A 23,026-nucleotide genomic window follows, 5' to 3' on the forward strand; every position below is an offset into this window, starting at 1 on the left:
GGGTTATGAGCTTGACACTTAACATCATCAAACTTGACCAAAAGCCATTATAATCAACTGTTTTCAAGGTCGTTAATATTTTTGGAAATCAAATAATATCATCTAAAATAAAATTATTCTGTACTTATTCTGTACTAGTTTTTATTATCTTTATACTCTCCTAATAAGATGGTTATGGCAAGTATCAAAATTGTATTGCGCAAAAATATGATGAAAAAGGACGGCACTATTCCTTTGGCTCTTAGAATTAGCGAAAATTATAAGACAAATTACAAGTGGCTGGGTCAATATATTTCCGAAAAGGACTGGGATAAAGTTGCAGGAAAAGCCAAGAGAACCTATCCTAATCATAAAAAGCTGAACAACTTTTTGATGAAGAAGTTGACAGAGGCAAATGATCTTTACTTTGATTCTAAAGATGAAAGCATGACACCAAAACAGGCTAAACAAAAATTGAAAGGACCAGGTGGCTCTAAGTCATTCTTTGCAGTTGCAGCAGAACGAATTAAGAGTAAACATGATCGTGGAACTTTTTCGGTTGCTAAATCAGAGCTTTCCATTTTATATAATATTGAAGAGTTTCTTACTCTTAAATCCTCGTCCTCCAAAAATGATGTAATTAAAGCTATAAAACAAAGAAGAAAGGATAGGGTGAGTAAAGCACGGAAATCTCAATACTCTTTTATGGATGGCATAGATCATTTTAAGAAAAATAAGACTTTGAAGTTCCGGGATATCGATCAAGCATTTATAGAGAGATATAAAACTTTCTGTTCTACCTACTTGAATCAGAAAACACGTACTATATCAAATCAACTAATTTTCATTAGAACGCTTTTTAATATTGCTATTAAAGATGGAACTGTAGCTTCGAAATTTTATCCATTTGCGGGAGAAAAGGAAAAGATACGAATCGGTTCGGGTAACAAAATTGGCCTTACAACTAAGGAAGTTGAAAAAATAGAATCCCTACAATTTGAGCCTCAATCATCAATCTGGCATACGCACAACGTATGGTTGATTGCCTTTTACTTTGCTGGCATACGTATTTCAGATGTGGTCAAATTAAAATGGGCTAATTTTAAGGATAACCGACTTTATTATGTTATGAATAAAAACGAAAAACCCTTAAGTCTTAAAATTCCTGATAAAGCTAATGTCATATTGAATTTTTACAGAAAAAATCAAAAAGAAAATAATGGGTATGTATTTCCCTTTCTAAAGGATTCAAAGAGTGACAACGCAGAGGATATTTTTATAAAAACTAGAAATTCAACAAAACTGTTTAATAAATATTTGAAACGAATTGCCAGCCAATGTGAAATTGATAAGAATTTATCAAATCATATTGCACGTCATAGTTTCGGGAATATAGCTGGGGATAAAATACATCCTTTAATGCTTCAGAAATTATATCGACATAGTGACTTAAAAACAACTTTGAACTATCAGGCAAATTTTATTCATAAAGATGCCGATGATGCTTTAGACAAAGTTATTAATTTCTCCGTTAACGGGTAAATACAAAGCGAGCGCCGTTTCTGCAATAGGGATACTTTGGTCGTTTTGAAGTACGGAAATAGAAAAATTTTTGGATTTCATCTGTTGCTGCCATGGTTTTTCAACGGCTATGGTTGAAAATATCTACATCTTCGGTTACAACGATTAATTTTATTAATGAAGATAGGTTCATAATCCGGAGGTCGGGGGATCGTGCCCCCTCTCGCTACCAATAAAAATAAGGCCTTCGAGAAATCGAAAGCCTTTTTTCTTTTATCAAGTACAGAATAAGTACAGAACTTTGATATTTTCAGGGTTGGCATTTGAATTGTTACTTTTTGATCTTTATTGTAGGTAAATTTTATTTTTTCCGGGAAAAACGAGCACATATAATATCTAACCAATTTTGAAAAATTGTACGTTTTGAATTTTTCGTAATAATTCACCGAAACCACATGGCCTGCCGCCTTTTGCTTTTGTATAGCCAAGCAATTCAGAAATTGGGCGACTAAGAATTCTATGAACGCTGAATGCTACTCTCAATAACCTAAACATAAACGCTCTTCACCTTAAACATTTATAGCAGAACGTGCATGCAGGTTGTGTATTAAACAGAAAGTTAAAATATGCTAAAAATGTGATAAACCCATTATAACTAAGGTTTTATATTTAAAATCAAAAGGTCTTTTACATCGTTAAACTGTAATTTCGAAATAAACTTAAAAAATATAACGATGAGAAATGAAGAATTAGTTAAAGGCATGTCAAACTGCGTAAATCACTGCAACTGGTGTGCGGACGCTTGTTTAAATGAAGAAAACCTAAAGGATATGGTTGAGTGCATAAGACTGGACAAAGCTTGTGCAGCAGTATGCAGGGCATTAAACGACATTCTTGTTACAGAATACAAGGATGTTCAAAAATTGGTGGATTACTGTATTGAAATGTGTGAAAAATGTGCGGAAGAGTGTGAGAAATTTGATTCCAAGCATTGTAAAGACTGCGCAGAAGCCTGTAGGGAATGTGCTAAAAATCTCAGAAATTTTACAGCTTAATCCTTGTAAACTCAAACTATTTAAAGGCTGCTAAAAAAAAGCAGCCTTTCTTTTTCTACCCGTTATATCTGATACAGAAACTTTTTCGCGCCCCCGGTAATTTCAATAATTTGAAATCTACGTTTGATCCCAATAAACAGCTACAATTCGAATTCAGAACGCTCCGTTCCGGTCTTAGGATTCAAAAATTTAGCTTTCACCGCTTTTTTGTGTAGCGCAATATTTCCTTCCTTCCGACAACTATTCCCGAAACTCCAATTCATGTTACCCACCTCTTGAATATTTTTCCATCCTATCCATTGGCATAGTAAAATTAAAAAATGGTATATTCTTTACTAAAAATTTCATAATACTATAAAAACTAATGAATTATCCATAAAATTAAAGTCTTCCTGACTGCAAATTATTGTAATTTTAATTCATTGTTGTCCGAGGAAAAAAAGCGGACCGATAAAATCAGCCCGCTAAATGGTATTTTTGTTTTACCACAAACTAAAAATAGCCATGAGCAAAAATGCAAATTTTACCGGACAGCCGATATTCTCGCAGCTGTTAAAATTTATTCCTAAGGAGAAAATAAATTCCATTACCAAAAAACGGAATAGTGATTATTACGTAAAAACTTTTTCCACATATGATCACCTTGTTACGATGCTGTATGGCAGCTTTCATAATTGTAGATCTTTGAGAGAGGTAGTAACAGGAATGATGGCTTGTCATGGAAAGCTTCAACACCTGGGACTGACAAATCCGCCGAAAAGAAGTACGTTATCGGATGCCAACAAAAGGAGGGATAGTGAAGTGTTTGAAGATATTTATTCCATGTTTTACCGGAAGTATAAGGCATATTTATCGGACAGCCGCCCCAAAGGACAATTAGACAAAAAGTTATACATCGTGGATTCTACAACAATATCACTGTTTCAGGAAATTCTAAAGAATGCCGGTAGAAATCCAGCAAACGGTAAGCGTAAGGGAGGAATAAAGGCTCATGTTTTAATAAATGCGCAGGAGGATGTACCCTGTCTTGTGCGGATGACCAAAGCCTCTGCCAGTGACACTCCTTTTCTTCAGGAAATCCAACTTCCCAAGAAGTCTATACTGGTTTTCGATAAAGGGTATAATAGCTATTCTGAATTTGAACGTCTTACCAATGAAGGGATAACCTGGGTAAGCCGGAAAAATCAATATCGAGTGTAGAAATTATCAATTCGAGAACAGTAGATCAGCAGGAACAATTAAATGGTGTTATAAAAGATGAAGACATTATTTTAGGAAATACTACCAATAAGAACCAGAAAAGAATTGAAGCGCGCCTCATTACGTTCTATGATGGTATAACCAATAGAACATTTGAGTTTATTACTTCTAATAAGAGGATGAAAGCTTCTACTGTGGCTCAGCTTTATCAGCGAAGATGGCAGATAGAAACTTTGTTTAAGCGATTAAAACAGAATAATCAGCTGAAAGATTTTCTTGGAGACAATGAAAACGCTATAAGAATACAAATCTGGTGCACTCTAATAGCTGATCTGCTCCTTAAAATTGTACAGGGCAAGGTTAAAAGAAAATGGTCCTTTGCGAACATATCTTCTATGATAAGAATTCATCTTATGAGCTATACATCCCTGTTTTCATTCCTCGAAAACCCGGAAAAATCAATATTCCATCAAAACAATCTACCTGGTCAGCTCACACTTTTTTCCTCATCGTAAAAAACAGGGGGGGGTGGTTTTGGCATAAAGAAAAAGAAGCCCTAAAAATCAATAAGTTAAGAAGGAAGAAAGGTGGTTTTAAATTTTCCCCGGACAACAATGATTTTAATTTGGAAGTAGATCTATTAGTCTGCACTTTGTTCTATTGAGCAGGTTCATATAGCAGTCAATTAAATGTAGGAGTAAGATAAACAGTACTAGATAAGATTGGGTGTTAACTTAAGAGTTCCATTTGACCTGATCAAAAAGTAAAATAGAACTCTATTTGAGTATCTTTTTTTAGTCTGAACAAATGGCATCACATTATAAACAGTAAAAAATGATTAAATAAAAATGATTCATAAACAAGACCTATACATTAAGAAGCATGAGCTTCAGTGGAATCAAATATCAACCAAAAATTTCCTACGAAATGAAAAATTTAAACTTCTACTATTTCTTTATTTCTTTTGCTATTATCTCCTGTAAAAATGCTGAAAAAACCCGGGGAGATAAAGACAACGCCACTCCTGAAGAGGTTAACCAATCTTCGCAGCGAGAAATTAACACAGCAGATATTGTTGTTCCTGAAGGTTACAGTATAGAAGCAGTGAACATAGGGCTCACCTATCCGGTAGATGTTACTTTTGACGAAGAAGAAAATTACTACATTGCTGAAGCAGGAGGCCATACCTACGGCACTAATCCTCCGCGAGCACCAAAAGCACGGATCTTAAAAGTATTCCCTAATGGGCAGGTAGAAGTACTTTATGATAAGGTGGTTCCAATGGCTGAAATTAAGGAATCAGCGTCTTCCGAGGATATGAAAGAAGGGCTAATCCCTCCTGTAACAGGGGGTAACCTATTACAAAGGGAACCTTTATATTTCTCACCGAAGTCGCTATTCGGTTTACAATCTCGAAACAAAGGAATTTGAAACGATCATCAACGGGTTGCCTTCCTGGGGAGAATTCCTTAATGCAAAGCCAATTTTTAAAGATGACAAAATGTACTGGTTCCTCTCCACCCAGGGAAACAGTGGAGTGATTGAAGCACATTGGGTGCGGGTGATAGACCAGTTCAACAAACCCCAGGCCCGGGAAATACCAGGAGAAGATGTCACACTTACCGGCCAAAACTTTTGGGTTCCCACTTCCAAAGTTTCAATAACAGAAGCAGACTCTGTAAAAACCGGAGCCTATGCCGCTTTAGGAGAGACCACTACTGCGGGGCAGGTTATCCCTGGTGAAAAGATTGCAAATGGCGCTTTTTATGTAAGCGATTTGGACGGCTCCAATATTGAAAGGATCGCATGGGGGCTGCGCAGTAGTTTGGGTTATCGCTTTAGTCCCGACGGAAGATTGATCACGACAATGAACAGTGCAAATCCCATGCCTCCCCGCGGATTGATGTTTGACTGGGAACCAATTTATGAAGTGATAGAAGGAGAATGGTATGGCTGGCCCGACTTTTACAGTGGAATCCCCATTACAAACGAACGTTTTGGTGTCAAAAAAGAAAACCGAAAATTTGTCCTCACTCCTGAAACTCACCGCAAACTCTTAAAAGGTAAAGATAAACCTATACAACCTCTTGCAAAATTGTCGTCTCATGCAGCAACTCAGGGCATGGTTTTTGGCCAGGGAACTATGAACGTTCCCGAAAATGAAATCCTGGTCGCTGAATTTGGCGCTATTGTTCCCGTTTTTAAAGGAGAAAAATTTCATCCCAATCGCCCTCCCGGTGTTCCCCCCGAATCTGAAGCTTCCGAAGGTGTACAATATAATTGGCCCGGCTTTAAGGTTCAACAGGTAAATCTATCTACCGGAGAAGCCAAAGATTTCATTTATAACAAATCCGGACTTCCAGCCTCGGCGGGCCAAGGGGCTGGTTTGGAGCGCCCTATTCAATTAGAGTGGGACTCCCAGGGAAATTTGTATATCGTAGATTTTGGAGTAGTCGAATTTGATGATACGGGTATGAACGCCCACCCTTTTACAGGTGTAATCTGGAAAATAAGCAAACAATAAAAAAATACCGGGAATGGAAATTACAGCTACAGTTTTACTCTTTCTAGGAGCGGTTTTGGCTTTATGGCTTTTACTCGTTTAAGTATGAATATGCAGGTGCCTAAAGTGACCTGATTAGGCCGCGTTGATGGTGGTGTTTTACATAAATTCATTGCATGAATGTTGGCGGTCGGTGTATGGTCTGTGGTAGGTTTGGGACAAATGTCGGCAGGAAAACCGAGGTCCGGGAGCTTTTTTTGGCTTGGTTGTAGGAACTTTGTTGTAGGAAGTGGGATTGGAGGATTGTTTGGTAGTCGTCTAGGTATACGTTCTACTCTGCGGAAAAACGCAAAAAAAATTAGAATACAAAAGTAAAGATAAACTCTATAGACCTAGGCAGCCTTCAAAAGGAAGAACCTTATTATCAATAACTAAAAACCAGAAAACATGGAAACAGAAAGAGAAAAAAAAAGAAAGAATATGTGGTATTGGATCATAGGGACAATTATAGTCCTTCTACTAATCTGGTGGTGGTGGGCAGAAGCTACCTAAGCTGCAATACAATTTTATGACTCAGGGGCTGTAGACCTGGAACAGATTATTTAGATTATGATTGTCACAGGAACAAAACCGGCCTACAGTACATAAATGATTTACCAGGACCCACTACAACAATTGTATGGGAAACTGCTCCCCAATAGTTAAAATTAAAAAGATGAAGGTAAAATATAGAATTATAATTCTCTTTGCTATTCTGATGGGATTCCAAAGTTGTTATCGTATAATGCCTTCCAAAGGCGGCGGCCAGCTGGATGATGTTCCTGAAAAGCGAAATGTAGTAAATTAATTACCACCTCAAAGACCTGTTTTATTTCTATCTCTTCCGCATTAACACAAAAGCACTCTATTGGCTTACAGACACGGGTCCGCTTGATTATTCAGCTTATTATACTTGTCCTAAAAAGAAAAGCAAAAAAGAACGCGGCGTACTCATATAAAATGAAGTTTGCCCTATTTTGAAAAAGCTTATTGAGCCGGGAGGTCAGGCCTATTTCACTCTTGGAAAATTATTAATTCAAGGGCTACAGCTCTTTAAAGTTTACCGTAAAGAAATCATCCTGAAAATCACTCCCAAAGACAAAAATTACATTTAACACAATTTTTATGTAATTAAATTTTCAAGCTATTTAATTTGTAAAAGCGTTTAATACTCAATCAAATTAAGCTTAAATCAGAAATAACTTCTAACCAAATAATCTAAAAATGGAAAATAATCAAAACAACAAAAAGCCTTACATAAAGTTTTTTTTAATGATAGCAACTTCAATGATTGCCATGTTCTTTCTGATGTATGTACATTCTTACCAAATTATAGATCATTTTTGGTATAGTGAAACCAGATTGTTTATGACAATGATCATGGGAGGGGCAATGATCATTATTATGTTATTGTATATGCTCAACATGTACAAAAACAAAAAAGCTAATATGCTCACTCTTGCTTTCGGAGTTTTACTAATAGGTGGTTCGATATGGCTGGTACGAAGCCAGGTAACTGTTTCAGATACAGATTACATGGAAGGCATGATACCTCACCATTCAATCGCAATTTTAACCAGCGAACGTTCTCAAATAGAAGATGTTAGGGTAAGGGAGCTTGCAGATAAAATCATTAAGGCGCAGCGTAGGGAGATCATGGAAATGCAATGGCTAATAAATGACATAAGAGAAAACGGCATAGTAGAAACAGAGGAAGAAAAAAAGGAACGTCCGGTTCCAGATTTTGAAGGTACGGTCGAGAAAGAGACCATAGATCTATATGAATAACTAAATTCTTGCTAAATCGGCTAATCTTCTTAAATCACGTTTATAACTTTAAATGAGAACCTCCAGCACCTTTTGGGGCGAAGCTGACTAATGTTCAAAACCAACTTTTCGTGAAAATAGCCAATGGATTTTTTGCAGTAATTTTTCTTGTTTCTGCCGCTATACAACACAACGACCCGGATCCACTTTTATGGATGTCAATATATGGCTACGGTGCACTGATCTATACCCTGGCGATTTTCCGGAAGGATAGTAGGATTTTACATTATGCAGGCCTGGCCGTTTTCGTTTCTTACGCTGTGTATTTGTTTTTTATTCATAACGGCGTCTACACCTGGTTCAGCTTGCATTCTGCAGAAAATATCACCGGATCAATGTCAGATGAAAAACCATGGATTGAAGCCACCCGGGAATTTTTCGGGCTTCTTATTCTCAGTTTTGCCCTTTTATTAAACCTGATCTTTCGAAAACAGAGAAAAGGCTCTACCTCTTCCTATAGCTGAAATTAAGATAAATACAACAGAGGATGAAGATTAGATTTCTTATATTAAAAAGGCATTGGCACATCGAACTGCAACCAAAAATTTAATCACAATGAAACAGCCACAAAAACTACTGCTAGATTGGATCGCTGAGGTTTGTTCTTCAGAAGAAGTAAAATGGCTTGAGGAGGAAGAAAAAAAGTTCAGATCTCAAGGAAATGAGAGGGATCTGGTATTAGCTTTTTCTAAGGTTCCTCGAAAAATTACCCGAAAAGATCTGAATATTGGGCCTGAAGAAACCTTTAAGGCGCAAACGCTGAAAAAGAATTGGCATCCGGAGAATCTTGATTCAGAGCAGGCGGCACTTGAAGAAATTGGCAAGGGGAAAGAGGTACATCAAATAGATCAGGATAAAATGAAGGAATCCATCCTTTTTCTTGAGAAGGAAGATCAAAAAATTGGTGCATCTTGAAATACAAAAACTATCATCTTACCTACTGTACCAATGTGCATCCCGGGGAAGACTGGGCAACCACTTTCACTCAGCTTAAGAAGTATATCCTGCCTTTAAAGGAAAAATTGGCACCTGAGACACCCTTTGGCATCGGCTTGAGATTGTCGGCAAAAGCTGCAGCCGGTCTCCTGGAAAATAACGGGCTGGACAAATTTCAAAAATGGCTTCTGCCCTTCTTTATGAGGATCCTAATTTTAATCGGGTTTAATTATTTCAAAACATATCATTAAAAACTAAACATATTATTTTTCAAAGTAAAAATTGGACCCTTGATTTCCCTTTATAATTCTAATCAGTGAGAAAGAAATATTTTAGCCTTTGCAAGTGTCTCCATTGCACAATTTTTCATGAAAATTAAATGAAATTTTCCAAGAACTTTTTCTCCTATTTTCCAATCTTTTTCTTCAGTAACTGCGCATTAATTGCAACAATAACTGTACTCAAACTCATAAACACGGCCCCAACGGCAGGTCCTAACACAAAACCTGTGGAATAAAGTACTCCGGCAGCTAATGGAATGGCTACAACGTTATAACCCGTTGCCCATACCAGGTTCTGAATCATCTTATCATAAGTAGCTTTTCCAAAAAGGATTAGATTGGCAATATCCTGAGGATTACTGTTGACCAGGATGATATCGGCAGTTTCTGCAGCCACATCTGTTCCCGAACCTACTGCAATACCAACGTTCGCCTGAGCCAAAGCCGGCGCATCATTAACCCCGTCACCGGTCATGGCCACAAATTCTCCCTTACTTTCCAATTCTTTAACTATTTCCACTTTTTGATGGGGTAAGACTTCTGCATAATATCCATCCAGACCGAGTTTGTCACTAACTGCTTTAGCGGTCCTCTCATTATCCCCTGTTGCCATAAAAACTTTAATATTGTTCTCTTTAAATATCCTGATGGCGTCTGCAGACTCGGGTCTAATCTCATCGGCAAGCGCGATATACCCGGCTAATTCACCGTTGATCAATACAAAAACCACAGTTTCGGCTGCATCGCTATAGGCATCTTCGGGGATGTTGATATTTTCATCCCGCAAGTATCCAGGACTTACTACTTTCACCTCTTTTCCCTCTACAGTGGCCTCGACTCCTTTGCCGGTAATGGCATTAAAGTTTTCTGGTTTTGGAATAGGGACTTTATCATCTTTTACTTTTTTGATGATCCCAACAGCAATAGGGTGTTCAGAGCTCTGTTCTAACGCGCTGGAAAGCCTTAGAATCTCTTCCTTGGAGAATTTATCATTCACAGATTCGATACGGGTGACGCCGAAGTCCCCTTTAGTAAGGGTTCCGGTTTTATCAAAAAGTAAGGCGGTAATTTTTCGGGATTCTTCAAAAGCCGTTCGGTTACGAATTAACAGTCCATTTTGGGCAGATACTGCTGTAGAAATTGCGACTACAAGTGGAATTGCCAGTCCTAGCGCATGGGGGCAGGCAATGACCATAACCGTCACCATTCTCTCAAGTGCGTACACAAAAGGAAAGCCTAAGATCAACCAAACCGCAAGAGTGCCAAAACCAATACCCAATGCTATGTAGGTCAACCATTTTGCGGCCCTGTCGGAAAGGTTTTGCATTTTGGATTTGGATTTTTGCGCTTCCTCCACCATAGTGATCACCTTATTGAGATAGCTATCCTTCCCGGTATGTTCGACTTTAGCCTTTAAGGATCCATTGCCGTTAATAGATCCACCAATTATTTTTTGATCTGTACTTTTCTTTACCGGTTTTGATTCCCCGGTAAGCATCGACTCATTCAGGTAGCTTTCACCCTCTACGATTATAGCATCTGCAGGCACTTTTTCACCAGGTTTAACAAGAATTATATCTCCTTTTTTTAGCGTATCCAGCTTTACATCTTCAATCTGATCTCCGTTTACCCGATGCGCTTCCGCAGGCATCATACTCACCAAAAGCTGTAAAGCTTTGGAAGCACCCAAAACAGATTTCATTTCAATCCAATGCCCTACCAGCATAATAGCAATAAGCGTAGCGAGTTCCCAGAAAAAGTCAACACCCTCGAGACCAAAGACCGTGGCAGAACTGTAGAGATAAGCCACTGTAATTGCCATAGAAATGAGGGTCATCATCCCTGGGGCAGCTTTTTTCACTTCAGACCAAAAGCCTTTCAAAAATGGCCAGCCTCCATAGAAGTAAACAACAGTCGAGAGGGCAAAAAGGATGTACTTATTTCCTGGTAGAAGATATTTGTACCCAAAGAAATCCTGGATCATTGGCGACAGAAAGAGGATTGGGATAGTTAAAACAAGAGTTACCCAAAAACGCTTCTTAAAATCTTCAATCATCATTTTATGGTGATCATGACCTGCATGGCCATGAGCGGGTTCATCATCGTCATGTTTCCCCCTGTCATGATCCATCATGTCCCGGTCCATCGCCTTATTGTGCCCATGTTTTGTTTTTTCAGCAAGGTCATCCTTTAAGTTAGCTTCTTCTTTTCTTGCTTCCCGCTTCGCTGAATTCTTTGACTCCTCCTTGTGTTCGTCGTGATGTTCCATAATTCCTGAATTTACTGGTTAATTTGTCTTAGTTTGGTTCGCATTGTTTCCGAAATATTTTCTGAATAGATACCGTATGCATCTACCAAAATCCCCCTGACCCCATAACGGGAAGAGATAGCAAATAATATACTGTTGTCATCTGTACTGCTCATTCCTTCAAATCTATATACTTCATTGACCAAAAAATCCTGTGGGTGTATCTCCAGCTTTAAAGAGGGGCACTCAAGACAGTGAGGCTTTAAATTAAAATCATATTTGTAACCTCTGGCCTGGAGGCCATTCACAGCTTCTGAAAGGGTGTCATAATTATTCATTTTCTTTTATTTATAAGTCATTGTAAAATAACTGTTGTCTTCTTCGATAAATTCTTGAAAGTTCAATAGACCTTGTCCATTTAATTTCTCGTTAACAGTATAATTTAGTTGCTTAATGCGAATCCCCCACGCATAGGTCTTAATATTGATCTTTGAATTAATAGTTTTTTTGTTGTCATTGAACTTTCGGTCATATATCTTTATAATACTTTTGGAACCAAAAAAATCGAGCAGTCCCGAATCAAAAGTCATTTCCAATTCTATATTTTCAAGGTTGTCCAAATCGTAAAGCCTTTTAAATTTTTCAGAGGTGGTATTAACCTTGGTCTGCCTTGATTTTGGGTTGGAAAACGGCAAAGCCATTATTATAATACTGGCTTCATCAGGCTTACAGAGATAGGTCGTGGTGTATTTATCGGTCAATTTTTTGTCTTTATCCAACAATTCTGTAACTACCTCAATTTCATAATATCCATTTTTCTTTATTGTTTCACCCGCTTCAAATATTTGTTTATTGAGAAAAGCACCTTTTTCATCAAAATTCTCACGAATGACCACTCTGCCTGAAATCTGCCCTATAAGCATTTCCGTTTGTCCAGTCATTGTGATGCTGAATAAGATAAATAGTACTATAAATCCTTGTTTTCTCATATATGGTGCATTAATTTCTTTACCTCTTTTGTAATAATATTGCTTAAATTTATGCCATTGGATGGATGCGGAATGGTATTGCAGGTAACTATCTTTTCTACTCCGGAATCCAATAAATCTTGATAGGCATTTCCTGAAAAAACGGCGTGAATGCCTACGCAGATAGGAGGTTTCATTCCTGCTTTTTTCAGATGTTGTACGGTTTCAATCATTGTTCGCGCGGTGGAAATAATATCATCTACCAAAATGGGTGTGGCATTCTTGTACTTATCCATATCAGGAACAGAGACTTCCACGTCACGGTCGCCGTGACGTACTTTCTGTAATACCGTAAAAGGTGCGCCAGCATTTTTAGCGACTTCGGAAACCCATTGTTCACTTTCCAAATCGGGCCCGATAAGTACCGGGTTTTTGATGTATTTCTTGATCCATTCTGAAATGGCATCAGCAGCGTGAATTACTTTATTTGGAATTTGATACACTTCTCCCAAAGAACTAATTCTATGCAAATGAGGGTCAACTGTGATAATGCTATCGGCAAAACCTGAAATCAATTTTCCAAAAAAACCGGAATTCACTCCTTCACCTTCATTAAATACTTTGTCCTGACGCATATACGCCAAATAGGGTGCTACCAAGCAGGTGCACATTGCTCCCAAGGATTTGGCTGTGTGGCTTAAAAAATATAGAGGCAGCAGTTTCTCGTCCGGTTCGTGCAAGGTGCATACTAGTACCACACATTTATCTTTAACATCAGATAATATACGCGTGTATGACTCCCCGTCAGGGAATTTACGCACGTTGGCTTTCCCTATTTCAGCATCCATTTTTTTTGCTAAAAGCTCTGTAAGTTTTTCATTTCCGGGAAGGCTAAATAATATTGTTTTCATAGCACGTTTAAATTATGGTTATGATGTCGTTATGGTTATTTTTATATTCCAATGCATAGTTAAGTTCGCCTTTGGATTCAGCATATAAAGTATATAGCAATTGATTCTTTTCTATTTGTTCTCCCAAATGGATATTTAATAGAATTCCTGCCGAAATAGATTGAGGTGCTCCTGAAAGCTTTGCGAGCTTCGCTATTTTTCGGTTATCAATTCTTTTTAAAATTCCGGATCTTTCGGCTGTAATTTCCATCTTATGAGGTGCTAAAACAGGTTTTGAAAAGCGTCCTTGTGCTTTGCAAATGGCCACAAATTTTTCATAAGCTTTTCCAGATTTGAGAATTTGACGTGCTGTTTCCAGTCCCTTTCCTTTTTCTTCTTTTCCAGAAAGCTCAAATAGTTCAGCGGCTAAAAGCAATGCTCTTTCTGTTAGGTCTTTAGGTGCATCAGCTTCATTTTTCAAAACTTTTAATATATCAATAGCTTCTAAAGTGGGACCGATACCCCTTCCAACAGGCTGCGTTCCATCAGTAACCACAGCTTTTGCCTTCAACCCAACAGCAGTGCCAACGGTTTCCATATGATTTTTTAATTTTAGAGCCATTTCAGTACTGCGAACCTTGGCGGTTTCACCAATTGGAATATCAATGACAACGTGAGTAGAACCTGCCGCCGCTTTTTTAGAAAGTACAGAAGCGATGAGCTGACCTTCACTATCGATATCCAAAGCTTTTTCAACTTTAATGAGCACATCGTCGGCAGGACTTAATTGCGCTGTACCTCCCCAGACAAAACATCCTCCTTCTTTTTCGACTACAGCTTTTATTTCTTCGGAAGAGAGCGTTACATTGGTCAATACTTCCATCGTATCTGCTGTACCAGCTGGTGAAGTGATGGCACGTGACGAAGTTTTAGGCATTGTAAGTCCATAAGCGGCAACAATAGCTACTACCAATGGGGTTGTTCTATTGCCTGGTAAACCACCAATACAATGTTTATCGACCACAATATCTTTACTCCAGTCCAACTGTCTTCCTGAAGCTATCATTGCTTTAGTAAGGTCGCATATCTCATCAATATCCATTCGGTCGCCCGCACAGGCTGTAATAAATGCCGATAGGTGAATGTTAGAATAATTGCCTTCTACGATATCGTTGATGATGTTGTTATAGGCTTTAAAATCCAGTTTTTGATTATAGATTTTAGCTCTTACGTGGCTTAACGATTCAATAGGCTCCAAATGGGAAACATACAGCATTTCATTTTGGGAAACATTCAGTTTTTTTGCTGCAGCATCCGAAAGGCCTATTTCATTTGGTAAAAGAAGGCCGGAACTCAAAACGTTCAAGCTTGCGACGATTGAGGTGGTTGCATTTGATATCCTGATCCTTGTTAGTGCTACAAACCCTTCAGAACTACAGACGTGGCAATCCTCACGCATATACACTACATATTCGTTTTGGGTGTAAATCCCGAGATGTTTATATTTTAGTATGTTTGAGTGTGGGTCCATTATTTTATTGATTGCTGGGATTTATTCTATTTCTTCGATGGTGTATAATTGCGGAATTTCTGTATTCCATCCATAGGTTTCCTTGATACCTTTTTGTAATGCTTCTGCACTTTCTTTTTCACCGTGGACAATGAATATACGTTCGGGCTTATTTTTAATGTCGCCCATCCATTCTATAAGTTCTGCGTGGTCTGCGTGTGCCGAGAGACCTTCAATTTCAGCGACCTGCATATTGAAAGGCACCCATATTCCATAGACTTTTAGTTCTTTCTCACCTTCCAACAGCTTTCTACCACGTGTGCCTTCAGCTTGATAGCCTACAAAAAGCAAGGTGTTATTTGGATTTTGTGCCTGTGTTTCAAGATAGTTGAGCATTCTTCCGCCTGTGAGCATTCCACTCCCTGCAATTACAATTTTTGGTCTGTTATCAGTTCTTAATTCCATTGTTTCGCGATAACTGCTAACAAGTGTAAAATGTGAACACATTTCGTCACATTCGTTGTCTTCCAATCTGTGCCAATCCCGAGTTCTATGAAACAGTTCCAATACGTTGGCACCCATTGGGCTATCCATAATCATTTGAACTTTAGGGATTTTGTTCTCCTTGAGTAATTTCCAAAAGATAAGCATCATTAGTTGGGCACGCTCTACCGAAAAACTGGGAATAAATAAGCTGCCACCTCTATTGATGGTATCGTTGATTAATTTTTCGATTTTTGGAAGCGCTTCTACTTCATCAGGATGAAACCTTCCTCCGTAAGTGGATTCAACGAAAAGTATATCCGCTTTTTTTGGTTTAAGGGGTGGATAGAGCAATAAATCATTGGTTCTACCAATGTCTCCAGAGAAGACAAAGCGTTTTCCATAAATATCCAACTCAATATAAGTTGCACCCAGAATATGCCCGCTGTACTGGAACCGAGCCCTGATACCATCAAATAACGGAATCCATTGTGCTTGTGGAATGCCCTTAAAATGCGGAATGGTTTTTTCTACATCCTTTAAATCGTAAAGCGGTTCTGCGAGACTGTGTTTGGAATAGCCTTCTTTATTGGCACGTTCTGCTTCCTGTTCCTGAATTTTTGCACTATCGTTCAATATGATTTTTGCAATGTCCAAAGTAGGATTCGTACCATAGATGGAACCATTGAAGCCTTGTTTCACCAACCTCGGCAGATAACCTGTATGGTCCATATGGCCGTGGGTGAGCAAAACAGCATCAATATTTGCAACATTAACAGGTGGGTACTCCCAGTTTTTAAGGCGTAATTCCTTTAGCCCTTGAAAAAGTCCGCAGTCTATGAGTATCTTTTTATCTCCTGTATCCACTAAATATTTTGAGCCGGTTACTGTACCTGCTGCCCCCAAAAAGTGAATGTTTATTTGATTAGTTTTCATCGGTTGTTCTAGGATTAGATTTTGCATAGTTCAAGTGAATCTTCCAGAATTCTTTTGTGTCGGGAGTTGGGAATCCCTACTTTATCCAACAAGTTCGGACTTTCGTGGAGTTCTTTACAGAGAACAATGCCTTCATCCAATAATTTTGTTTTCTCAGCTTTCGTTAAACTTGTTAAGGCTGTTAAGGGGTGCAATCCCGCCTGGTCAATTCTATCTTTGAGTCCACTCTCCTTTGGATAATCCCAACTGGTCATTAGCAGGCCAACACAATTGCCATAGTTTATGGCATCAGATGTAAAACGTGTATTGGTATATAAACCTCCTTTGTGGATTTTGTTCTGGTGACCCTTTTTACGTCTCCACTGTTTTTCCACATCTAAAAAACGGGAATGGATGTACAAAGGAATTTTTACATTGCAAAACCTGCCTTGATCACTATGGTATTTACATTCAATCATATAATGTTTTTCACCTTTTTGCGCTATCACATCCACTTCATGCTGAACGCAATTGCCTTGTACAATCACACCAACCTTTGTTTCAAATCCTTCGTGTGCCAATAATTTGCCTACCAACTTTTCAAATGGGAAGCCAGAAGGGCCTAATTCCATCAATGCCTTTTTAAGCTTGTATTTAAAGGCACTTACTCTCGATTTTGCCTTAAGCATTTTAAACGCTGCCTCATAGATCCTTTTAGTGGTCATCCCTTCTTCAAGCTGTTCATACACCTTATGAGCTATATCCTTAACAATAACCTCATTTGCTCCCGCCCGCCTAAGGGAATTGATGAGTTTTTCAATTTGGAAATCCTCATACTCACCCGAAGACTTTTTAACCAGGACTGATCTTTTCATAGTCACATTTTAATTGTCATAACGGGCAATTCAGAATGGTTGGTTACCTTTTCAACGGTGCTACTGGAGAAGAGACTTAAAAATCCCGTGCGCCCGTGCGTACACATGGCAATAAGATCCACATTTTTGTAGATCAAAAAATCATTTATTCCTTCCTCTACACCCGATTCGTTATAGACATTCATTGAGTAAGTTGTGAGCCCTGGGAAATTTTCAAGGAAATCTTTTATAGGTTGCAGACTATTTTCAATACTATTATAATCTGTTGTAGTATTCACCTTTAATAAATGGATACGTGCATCACATTTTTCAGCAAGTGATTTTACGTGTTGAAATTCTTCTGTCACATCTTCTTTAAAATCTGAGACAAACAAAATGTCTTTAAAAGGAAAAGAAACATCCTTATCTTTAACTACGATGACAGGCACCTCGGCTTTTCTCACTATTTCTTCTACATTGCTTCCCAGTAATTCACGAATTCCTCCTTTTGTGCCACTACTACCGGTAACTATAAAATCATGTTCAAAATGACCGCAGTGGCTTAGGATGTTGCTTATTTCACCATTATATTCCAAAAAGGTTCTGCATTTAAGTCCAAGGCCCTCTGCTTTTTTTTCTAATTCTCTCAAATCTGCCTTCGCGCTGCCAATCTTTAATTTTGTTTCGGGGTATAGATCTTCCTTCTGTTTGTCCAGTCGAACCCAGTCAACCGGGGTTTTTACGTAATGGAAGAAATGGATTTCCGAATTGTAAAATTTAGCCATTTTGAGCCCCAGCTCCTCTGCTTTTTGACAATTTTCAGAAAAATTGGTAGGTACAAGTATATTGTTCATAATTTAAAATCATTAGTTATTTCACATTATCGTTTTTGGTATTTTTTATCTTAAATATATCCTGGACATCAGAAACATATATGAGACCATCACCACTTTTTCCTGTTTTGCCATTTTGACGAACGATGTCACAAATAGCCGCCACTTTACTGTCCTCACAGACGATTTCCAGTTTATAGATCTTGCTGTGGAGGAATGGTAGTTTGAGGGAAGGCCAATCTTCTCCAGGATCTGTGTAATCGCCGGTTCCTTCTCCCTCAAAGACTGTTAAACAGCAATGGCCCTCTCTCCTCAAGGAAGAAATCACCTCCTTAATTTTATTTGGCCGTATGAATGCTTTTATTTCTTTCATAACCTCTTATTTATTGTTATTGATAAATCATATTCCTAACGTGCGGTTGGTTTTAAGTATGGATACGTGCCCATCTTCTATGATACCTGTGAGTGCTCTTATCGCATCAATAGTTTCGGGGATTACAATAGCCTGGTTGTCTACCACATAGGCATAGAAGAGTTCGTCTCCCTGTACTTTCAACATATCCTCCCAAAGTGCAACTTCGTACATGTCCCCCCAGGGTCTTCCCATATCCAGGAACATTTCTTTTATAGTATTGTTTGAAACCAAACCCTGCTCGTACCGAATCATCTTAATTCTTGTCGACGTTTTAAAAGCATTTAAAACTTCATCTTTTGAGGCCTTTTTTGTCAGTCGCACATTCCAGTAGTGCATATGGCTCAGGGTTTCAGGTACTTTTACTGCAGCAGTAATAACATCCAGTTCGGGATCTACACTTTGAGCATCGGGACCCTGATGACTGGGAATATCTTTTTCAGGAACCATTGTATTCATGATTCCCCCCATATGGCTTTCCCAGGGATCTGTTGCTCTTCGTAAAAGAGTACCGCGGGCACTTTGTAACAGATTTGCCCTTTTTAGAGCCGTAAGAGTTCTTAAAATGGAGGTGGTGTTGCACGAAACCACCCGCGTAGCATCTATGTTTAGAGCGGTTTGGTAATTGTTTTCGGCACTGAAGGAATGGCCCGCAGTTTCATGCTTTTCACCTCCTTGTACAATAAATTTTTTACCTTGACTTTTGTATCGTTCTACGTTTTTTGCGGCAACTTTTTTAGGGGTGCAATCCACAACCAGGTCCACCTGATCTAAAAGCTCTGTCATTCCGCCTTTAACGGAGAATCCGGCGTTTTTCATTTCCTTTTCTGCTTCTTGTGTCGCGCTGTAAATATTGTAGTTTTTTCTTACCGCATTTTCTATGCGCCAGTCACTTATGATATCACAAATGCCGGTTAACTCCATATCATGTTGTTTGTCAATGGCATCGGCAACTCTTTTGCCGATGACTCCATAACCTACTACTGCTATTTTTTTCATGACTTCCAATTTTTTAATTTGATCTTGTTCCTTTGTTTCACATTACTTTCGTGTTTAAAGTAACCTGATTATGCTTTGGATGTACCAGGCGAGTGGCTTATCTCGATTAAAAGTGTATTTCAAGTAGATCCTTAATTACAAAAGCATTAAATGCAGCAGTATCCTTTAACCTTTTACTTGAGCATTATAAAATGCCGCTACACAAGCACCGATTAGCCAGCTTAAGATGAAAACCTGGATAATTCCAAAGAACACCTCCAGTACAGGCACATCCATTCTTATTATACTACTTGTGTCCAGTCCGTGTAAAAGACTGTTAAAGAACTTTACTGTTCCTTCCCGCCCCACTGTGGCCATCACCAGTACACACCCCACATAAAGGAGAGCTCCGGTAAGACCGAGTGCCAAACCAAATTTTTTTATGTTTAATCGATACATATTTTCAGATTTTAAAATTATTTATCCGATTCTAATAGCTTCTTTTGTTCTTCGAACTGTTCCTTCGAAATTTCGCCACGTGCAAATCGCTTTCTTAGGATGTCCAGTGGTTCTTCTCTTCTTGTTTTTTTCCCCATTGTGTTGGTATCATGAAAACCCAGATAAGAAAAACTATCCAGATGAACCACCAGATGAGGTGCATTCCAAAAAATCCATCATAATTGTGCATGTCTTTATTTTTTTTGATGTTGGTTTGTTACTTGATCTTTGCTTTTTTTCTTTAAATTCTCATCGGTTAACCCGTGAGTATGATCTCCATGCCGCATAGGCATCATTAGATGTATGGCAAACATTATGATGATAAATGTGAAAAGCCAGACATCACCACCCAATCCAATTGATGGGGCCAAAAAGATGAGCAAAAGAGGTAAAACACATCCGATGATCATCCATAACCAGTGATTTTTCATTTTAATTTATTTTAATGATTAAACAATTTTTTTAGATAGTATATCAATAAGTTAACTTAAAGGTTATTTTTTAAATATGATAATGCTCACTCATGTTGAAAATTCAATATTTTTTTCTACCTGTGAAGTTTTTGTGTTTTCATCTGTTTACCTTTAGTTTTACTGATACTCAATTACTTTAGTTGATTTATCGGAAACTGTAATAGATTGTTTCTTAAATTGAATCTTGATGTCGGATTCAACTTCATCCAGAGGCTATTGTTCATCGATGAAATGCATCTCCCTCCTCAGGATTCCTGCAGAGATATCAAGTTCCTGAACATAATTCAAGACCTGTTTTTTTCTAACTGGAACCAGTCCTTATCTCCTTCCAGCCTGAAGCTTAAGTGCAGCCAGTTAGGCCAATTAACCAGATCTTCATTTTCAATGGTCTTTCCTGCTATTTGTGATTTAAGCCTGTTGTAACCACCTGCCAGGTAGGTGCCCGGGTAATGAGTGCCATCAGCTTCTGATTCTTCTGCTGCTCCCCTAGTGGCGAAATAGCCATTGCCAAGGGTACAAAGGGCTTCCCGGAGTCCCTCTTCTTCTTTTCTTAAACCGTGATATTCCAGTTTCGAGTTTTGCATGGCTACTATTTTTTTGATGATCTTCATGAAAATGTAGGACACATCTTTTTATTTTTTCTTAGCTGTCAACTTCTATTTTACAAAATGACCATCTGGTTACTACTACCATTTTAGGTCATGTTTATATTCTTTCTAAAGTTGAAATTCCAATTATGTCTTTAAAATATTTACTGTGTAACCTTTGTATGTTAATGACTTATTCCGACAATCATAGCTGCAGTCATTCCCAGCACCATTACAATCCCGCTTATGGGTGCCCAGCCCATGTGCATACCGTTTGTAGACCTTCTTTTCTGTTGAGTGTTCTGGAACTTTTCCGGATTTTTTCTGAATACTGTCAGGCATTGTTCGGAATCAAAATAATACGTGTTTTCCATATAATTGTAGTTTATAGCACTTTGCTCGCTAACGACTATCCCACATACAGGATCCACGTGTTGACCTTGAGCTAAATCTATACGGCTGCTGCTACAAGAGGTGAAGGTGAGCAGGGCGGTAATCCAAATCAAGAGTATGATTAGAAAATTTCTTTTTCTGAGGGTGCTCGCAAAAATCGATTTCATTTTTTTGATTTTTTTTAATTTTTTTATTCAACCACTACAAGTACCAGTCTCTCAAAAATGCCATGGATAGAGCTAGAAGAAAGAGTATTACAAAAGCACATATTGCCAGAAATTTATCACTCTTTTTGGCCTTGGAACGATGCCGCTCTTTCTTTTTCGTTTTCTTACTTGATTTTCTCCTTTGTTCCCTGTAAGATCTCATGAAAGATTTTTACGGCACTTATGATTCTAGACAGTTTCTAGTTTTAAATATTCCACCGGAATTGAACTATAATAAAACTCCGGTAATTCACGCATCGTGCCTGCCAATGGGCCGGTAAATAATGTGGGGGAGGGGTACGGTTAATTTACCGGCCCATATATGCAGGGCTTAATCTCTTATCTAACTTTTAACTTTTCCTGCTTCCAAAGCTCTTTTGTACGTAGCTTCCGATTTGTAATAGGCTACTGTGCCATTTTTGTTTAGCAAGACGATAAAAGCTTCAGATTTGTCAACTGCCTCGCCGGTTATAGGATCAACAGCCAAGCGAGCCGTTTCTTTTTCGTTAAGGGTTTCAACGCACATATTACAACAGCCATAGTAGATCTTACCATTTACACCTATTGGAATCTGAGCTTTGGCCATGTAAGCATCGTTAACCATACATACCAGGTCATTGGGTACCTGATCTCCAATTTTATAATTATGCTCTGCTTTCACAGCACTTTCTGCTACTGAATTAACCTCTGTTTGCGTATTTTGCACTTTTTCTTTCTCTCCCGTATTACAACCGGAAAGAAACCCTATACCTATTATCGCAAATGCGAAAATTTTTATTTTAGCTTTCATATTTGTTGTGCCTGCTTTATGGACCGGATTAGTCATGAGGGGGGAGTAGGGCACAACCACCAGTCCACTTACGCAGGTCTTTTTTATTTTATTGTTTCTTGTATACTACCACACTTCAGCATTTTTCCCCCAAAAAATGGATTTTGAATTGCCTCTTCGTGGCTTAGCCAAAAACCTCCTGAGTTATTATTAGCCATTGGACAGCGCGCAAAATACAATTGGTTTTCCGCAACTTTGCCCTTTAGAAAATCAGCAAATTCACTGGAAAAATCCGAAAATGCAGCCTTTTGCGATTCCAGATTACGATTAGCAGCCAACTTTGTTGCGACTTTCTGTAATCCATCGGTCCCTTCTAACTTTGCAATAGAGTTGAGAAGTTGCTCTGCTTCCTTCTTTGCCAGTTCTTGATCAGACTTGAGTATTGCGGCTTTAAGGGTTAAATAGTCTTCATAAGCTGTAGTTATTTTTTCGTTATTAAATTTTGGGATTTTACTGTCCATCATTTTCATCTCACCCGACTCCATATTTTCGTGATCGTGGTGCATCATTTTCTTCTCCTGGCTATAACCCAGACTAACGGCTAATAGCAGTACTACTGCAGTTTTTACTTTTAAAGTTTTCATAGTTTTTAATTTTAGATATTCATA

At 38.3% G+C, this 23,026-nt stretch carries 28 protein-coding genes; 11 read left to right on the forward strand and 17 right to left on the reverse strand.

Going from position 1 to position 23,026, the window contains the following annotated elements; all coding sequences use genetic code 11:
* The first annotated feature begins 174 nt into the window (after positions 1–174).
* From V5739_RS04750 to V5739_RS04800, 11 genes are all read left to right on the forward strand, one after another.
* Positions 175–1,521 (forward strand): tyrosine-type recombinase/integrase, encoded by a 1,347-nt coding sequence (locus V5739_RS04750; protein ID WP_311499730.1) that lies wholly within the window; start codon positions 175–177, stop codon positions 1,519–1,521.
* A 713-nt stretch (positions 1,522–2,234) separates the two neighbouring features.
* Positions 2,235–2,555: a four-helix bundle copper-binding protein gene (locus V5739_RS04755; protein ID WP_423819865.1), complete on the forward strand. Its 321-nt coding sequence runs from the start codon at positions 2,235–2,237 to the stop codon at positions 2,553–2,555.
* Positions 2,556–3,059: 504 nt separating this feature from the next.
* Positions 3,060–3,755, forward strand: a complete 696-nt coding sequence (locus tag V5739_RS04760; protein ID WP_423819867.1) for an IS4 family transposase — start codon at positions 3,060–3,062, stop codon at positions 3,753–3,755.
* A gap of 119 nt (positions 3,756–3,874) precedes the next feature.
* The gene (locus tag V5739_RS04765) at positions 3,875–4,270 is read left to right on the forward strand and encodes a transposase (RefSeq protein ID WP_423820446.1); all 396 of its coding nucleotides are present in this window, start codon (positions 3,875–3,877) and stop codon (positions 4,268–4,270) included.
* A 412-nt stretch (positions 4,271–4,682) separates the two neighbouring features.
* Positions 4,683–5,186 (forward strand): hypothetical protein, encoded by a 504-nt coding sequence (locus V5739_RS04770; protein WP_423819868.1) that lies wholly within the window; start codon positions 4,683–4,685, stop codon positions 5,184–5,186.
* 70 nt (positions 5,187–5,256) lie between these two features.
* Positions 5,257–6,279 carry a hypothetical protein gene (locus tag V5739_RS04775; protein WP_423819869.1) on the forward strand — a complete coding sequence of 341 codons (1,023 nt, stop codon included), beginning with the start codon at positions 5,257–5,259 and terminating at the stop codon, positions 6,277–6,279.
* A 694-nt stretch (positions 6,280–6,973) separates the two neighbouring features.
* Positions 6,974–7,105, forward strand: a complete 132-nt coding sequence (locus tag V5739_RS04780; protein WP_311499732.1) for a hypothetical protein — start codon at positions 6,974–6,976, stop codon at positions 7,103–7,105.
* 464 nt (positions 7,106–7,569) lie between these two features.
* Positions 7,570–8,085, forward strand: a complete 516-nt coding sequence (locus tag V5739_RS04785; RefSeq protein WP_345599340.1) for a DUF305 domain-containing protein — start codon at positions 7,570–7,572, stop codon at positions 8,083–8,085.
* Positions 8,086–8,195: 110 nt separating this feature from the next.
* On the forward strand, positions 8,196–8,588 hold the full coding sequence (locus V5739_RS04790) for a transmembrane 220 family protein (protein WP_423819870.1): 393 nt from the start codon (positions 8,196–8,198) through the stop codon (positions 8,586–8,588).
* Positions 8,589–8,679: 91 nt separating this feature from the next.
* The gene (locus V5739_RS04795; protein ID WP_423819871.1) at positions 8,680–9,039 is read left to right on the forward strand and encodes a hypothetical protein; all 360 of its coding nucleotides are present in this window, start codon (positions 8,680–8,682) and stop codon (positions 9,037–9,039) included.
* Positions 9,036–9,311, forward strand: coding sequence for a hypothetical protein (locus V5739_RS04800; RefSeq protein WP_423819872.1), 276 nt, complete (start codon positions 9,036–9,038; stop codon positions 9,309–9,311). The genes V5739_RS04795 and V5739_RS04800 overlap by 4 nt, the downstream gene beginning before the upstream one ends.
* Before the next feature lie 154 nt (positions 9,312–9,465).
* On the opposite strand, the gene V5739_RS04805 is transcribed toward V5739_RS04800, so the two are convergent.
* The 17 genes from V5739_RS04805 to V5739_RS04885 form a co-directional block, all read right to left on the reverse strand.
* Positions 9,466–11,610: a copper-translocating P-type ATPase gene (locus V5739_RS04805; protein WP_189602883.1), complete on the reverse strand. Its 2,145-nt coding sequence runs from the start codon at positions 11,608–11,610 to the stop codon at positions 9,466–9,468.
* 11 nt (positions 11,611–11,621) lie between these two features.
* Positions 11,622–11,927 carry a phosphoribosylpyrophosphate synthetase gene (locus tag V5739_RS04810; protein WP_189602882.1) on the reverse strand — a complete coding sequence of 102 codons (306 nt, stop codon included), beginning with the start codon at positions 11,925–11,927 and terminating at the stop codon, positions 11,622–11,624.
* A 6-nt stretch (positions 11,928–11,933) separates the two neighbouring features.
* Positions 11,934–12,578 (reverse strand): hypothetical protein, encoded by a 645-nt coding sequence (locus V5739_RS04815; protein WP_189602881.1) that lies wholly within the window; start codon positions 12,576–12,578, stop codon positions 11,934–11,936.
* Positions 12,575–13,468 (reverse strand): ribose-phosphate pyrophosphokinase, encoded by an 894-nt coding sequence (locus tag V5739_RS04820; RefSeq protein ID WP_423819873.1) that lies wholly within the window; start codon positions 13,466–13,468, stop codon positions 12,575–12,577. Before V5739_RS04820 ends, V5739_RS04815 begins: the two co-directional genes overlap by 4 nt.
* Positions 13,469–13,475: 7 nt before the next feature.
* A complete protein-coding gene (locus tag V5739_RS04825) occupies positions 13,476–14,978 on the reverse strand; it encodes a thymidine phosphorylase family protein (protein WP_189602879.1) in 1,503 nt (500 codons plus the stop codon).
* A gap of 21 nt (positions 14,979–14,999) precedes the next feature.
* Positions 15,000–16,376: an MBL fold metallo-hydrolase RNA specificity domain-containing protein gene (locus V5739_RS04830; protein WP_189602878.1), complete on the reverse strand. Its 1,377-nt coding sequence runs from the start codon at positions 16,374–16,376 to the stop codon at positions 15,000–15,002.
* Between the two features lie 14 nt (positions 16,377–16,390).
* Entirely contained in the window at positions 16,391–17,230 is an 840-nt protein-coding gene (locus V5739_RS04835) for an ATP cone domain-containing protein (protein ID WP_189602877.1), read from the reverse strand.
* 2 nt (positions 17,231–17,232) lie between these two features.
* Positions 17,233–18,063, reverse strand: coding sequence for a universal stress protein (locus tag V5739_RS04840; protein WP_423819874.1), 831 nt, complete (start codon positions 18,061–18,063; stop codon positions 17,233–17,235).
* 16 nt (positions 18,064–18,079) lie between these two features.
* Positions 18,080–18,415, reverse strand: coding sequence for a P-II family nitrogen regulator (locus V5739_RS04845; protein ID WP_189602875.1), 336 nt, complete (start codon positions 18,413–18,415; stop codon positions 18,080–18,082).
* 27 nt (positions 18,416–18,442) lie between these two features.
* On the reverse strand, positions 18,443–19,453 hold the full coding sequence (locus V5739_RS04850) for a type II glyceraldehyde-3-phosphate dehydrogenase (RefSeq protein WP_189602874.1): 1,011 nt from the start codon (positions 19,451–19,453) through the stop codon (positions 18,443–18,445).
* 165 nt (positions 19,454–19,618) lie between these two features.
* Positions 19,619–19,891, reverse strand: a complete 273-nt coding sequence (locus V5739_RS04855; RefSeq protein WP_189602873.1) for a DUF5676 family membrane protein — start codon at positions 19,889–19,891, stop codon at positions 19,619–19,621.
* A gap of 17 nt (positions 19,892–19,908) precedes the next feature.
* A complete protein-coding gene (locus tag V5739_RS04860; protein ID WP_423819875.1) occupies positions 19,909–20,028 on the reverse strand; it encodes an SHOCT domain-containing protein in 120 nt (39 codons plus the stop codon).
* 96 nt (positions 20,029–20,124) lie between these two features.
* Positions 20,125–20,361, reverse strand: coding sequence for a hypothetical protein (locus V5739_RS04865; RefSeq protein ID WP_189602871.1), 237 nt, complete (start codon positions 20,359–20,361; stop codon positions 20,125–20,127).
* A 326-nt stretch (positions 20,362–20,687) separates the two neighbouring features.
* The gene (locus V5739_RS04870; RefSeq protein ID WP_345599346.1) at positions 20,688–21,029 is read right to left on the reverse strand and encodes a hypothetical protein; all 342 of its coding nucleotides are present in this window, start codon (positions 21,027–21,029) and stop codon (positions 20,688–20,690) included.
* Positions 21,030–21,175: 146 nt separating this feature from the next.
* A complete protein-coding gene (locus tag V5739_RS04875; RefSeq protein WP_265164194.1) occupies positions 21,176–21,496 on the reverse strand; it encodes a YHS domain-containing protein in 321 nt (106 codons plus the stop codon).
* A 436-nt stretch (positions 21,497–21,932) separates the two neighbouring features.
* Positions 21,933–22,379: a hypothetical protein gene (locus V5739_RS04880; protein ID WP_423819876.1), complete on the reverse strand. Its 447-nt coding sequence runs from the start codon at positions 22,377–22,379 to the stop codon at positions 21,933–21,935.
* An 83-nt stretch (positions 22,380–22,462) separates the two neighbouring features.
* Positions 22,463–23,002, reverse strand: a complete 540-nt coding sequence (locus V5739_RS04885; RefSeq protein WP_265164196.1) for a DUF3347 domain-containing protein — start codon at positions 23,000–23,002, stop codon at positions 22,463–22,465.
* Positions 23,003–23,026: the final 24 nt, after the last annotated feature.

This window comes from Salinimicrobium sp. TIG7-5_MAKvit (genome assembly GCF_049569215.1).
Lineage (GTDB): Bacteria > Bacteroidota > Bacteroidia > Flavobacteriales > Flavobacteriaceae > Salinimicrobium > Salinimicrobium profundisediminis.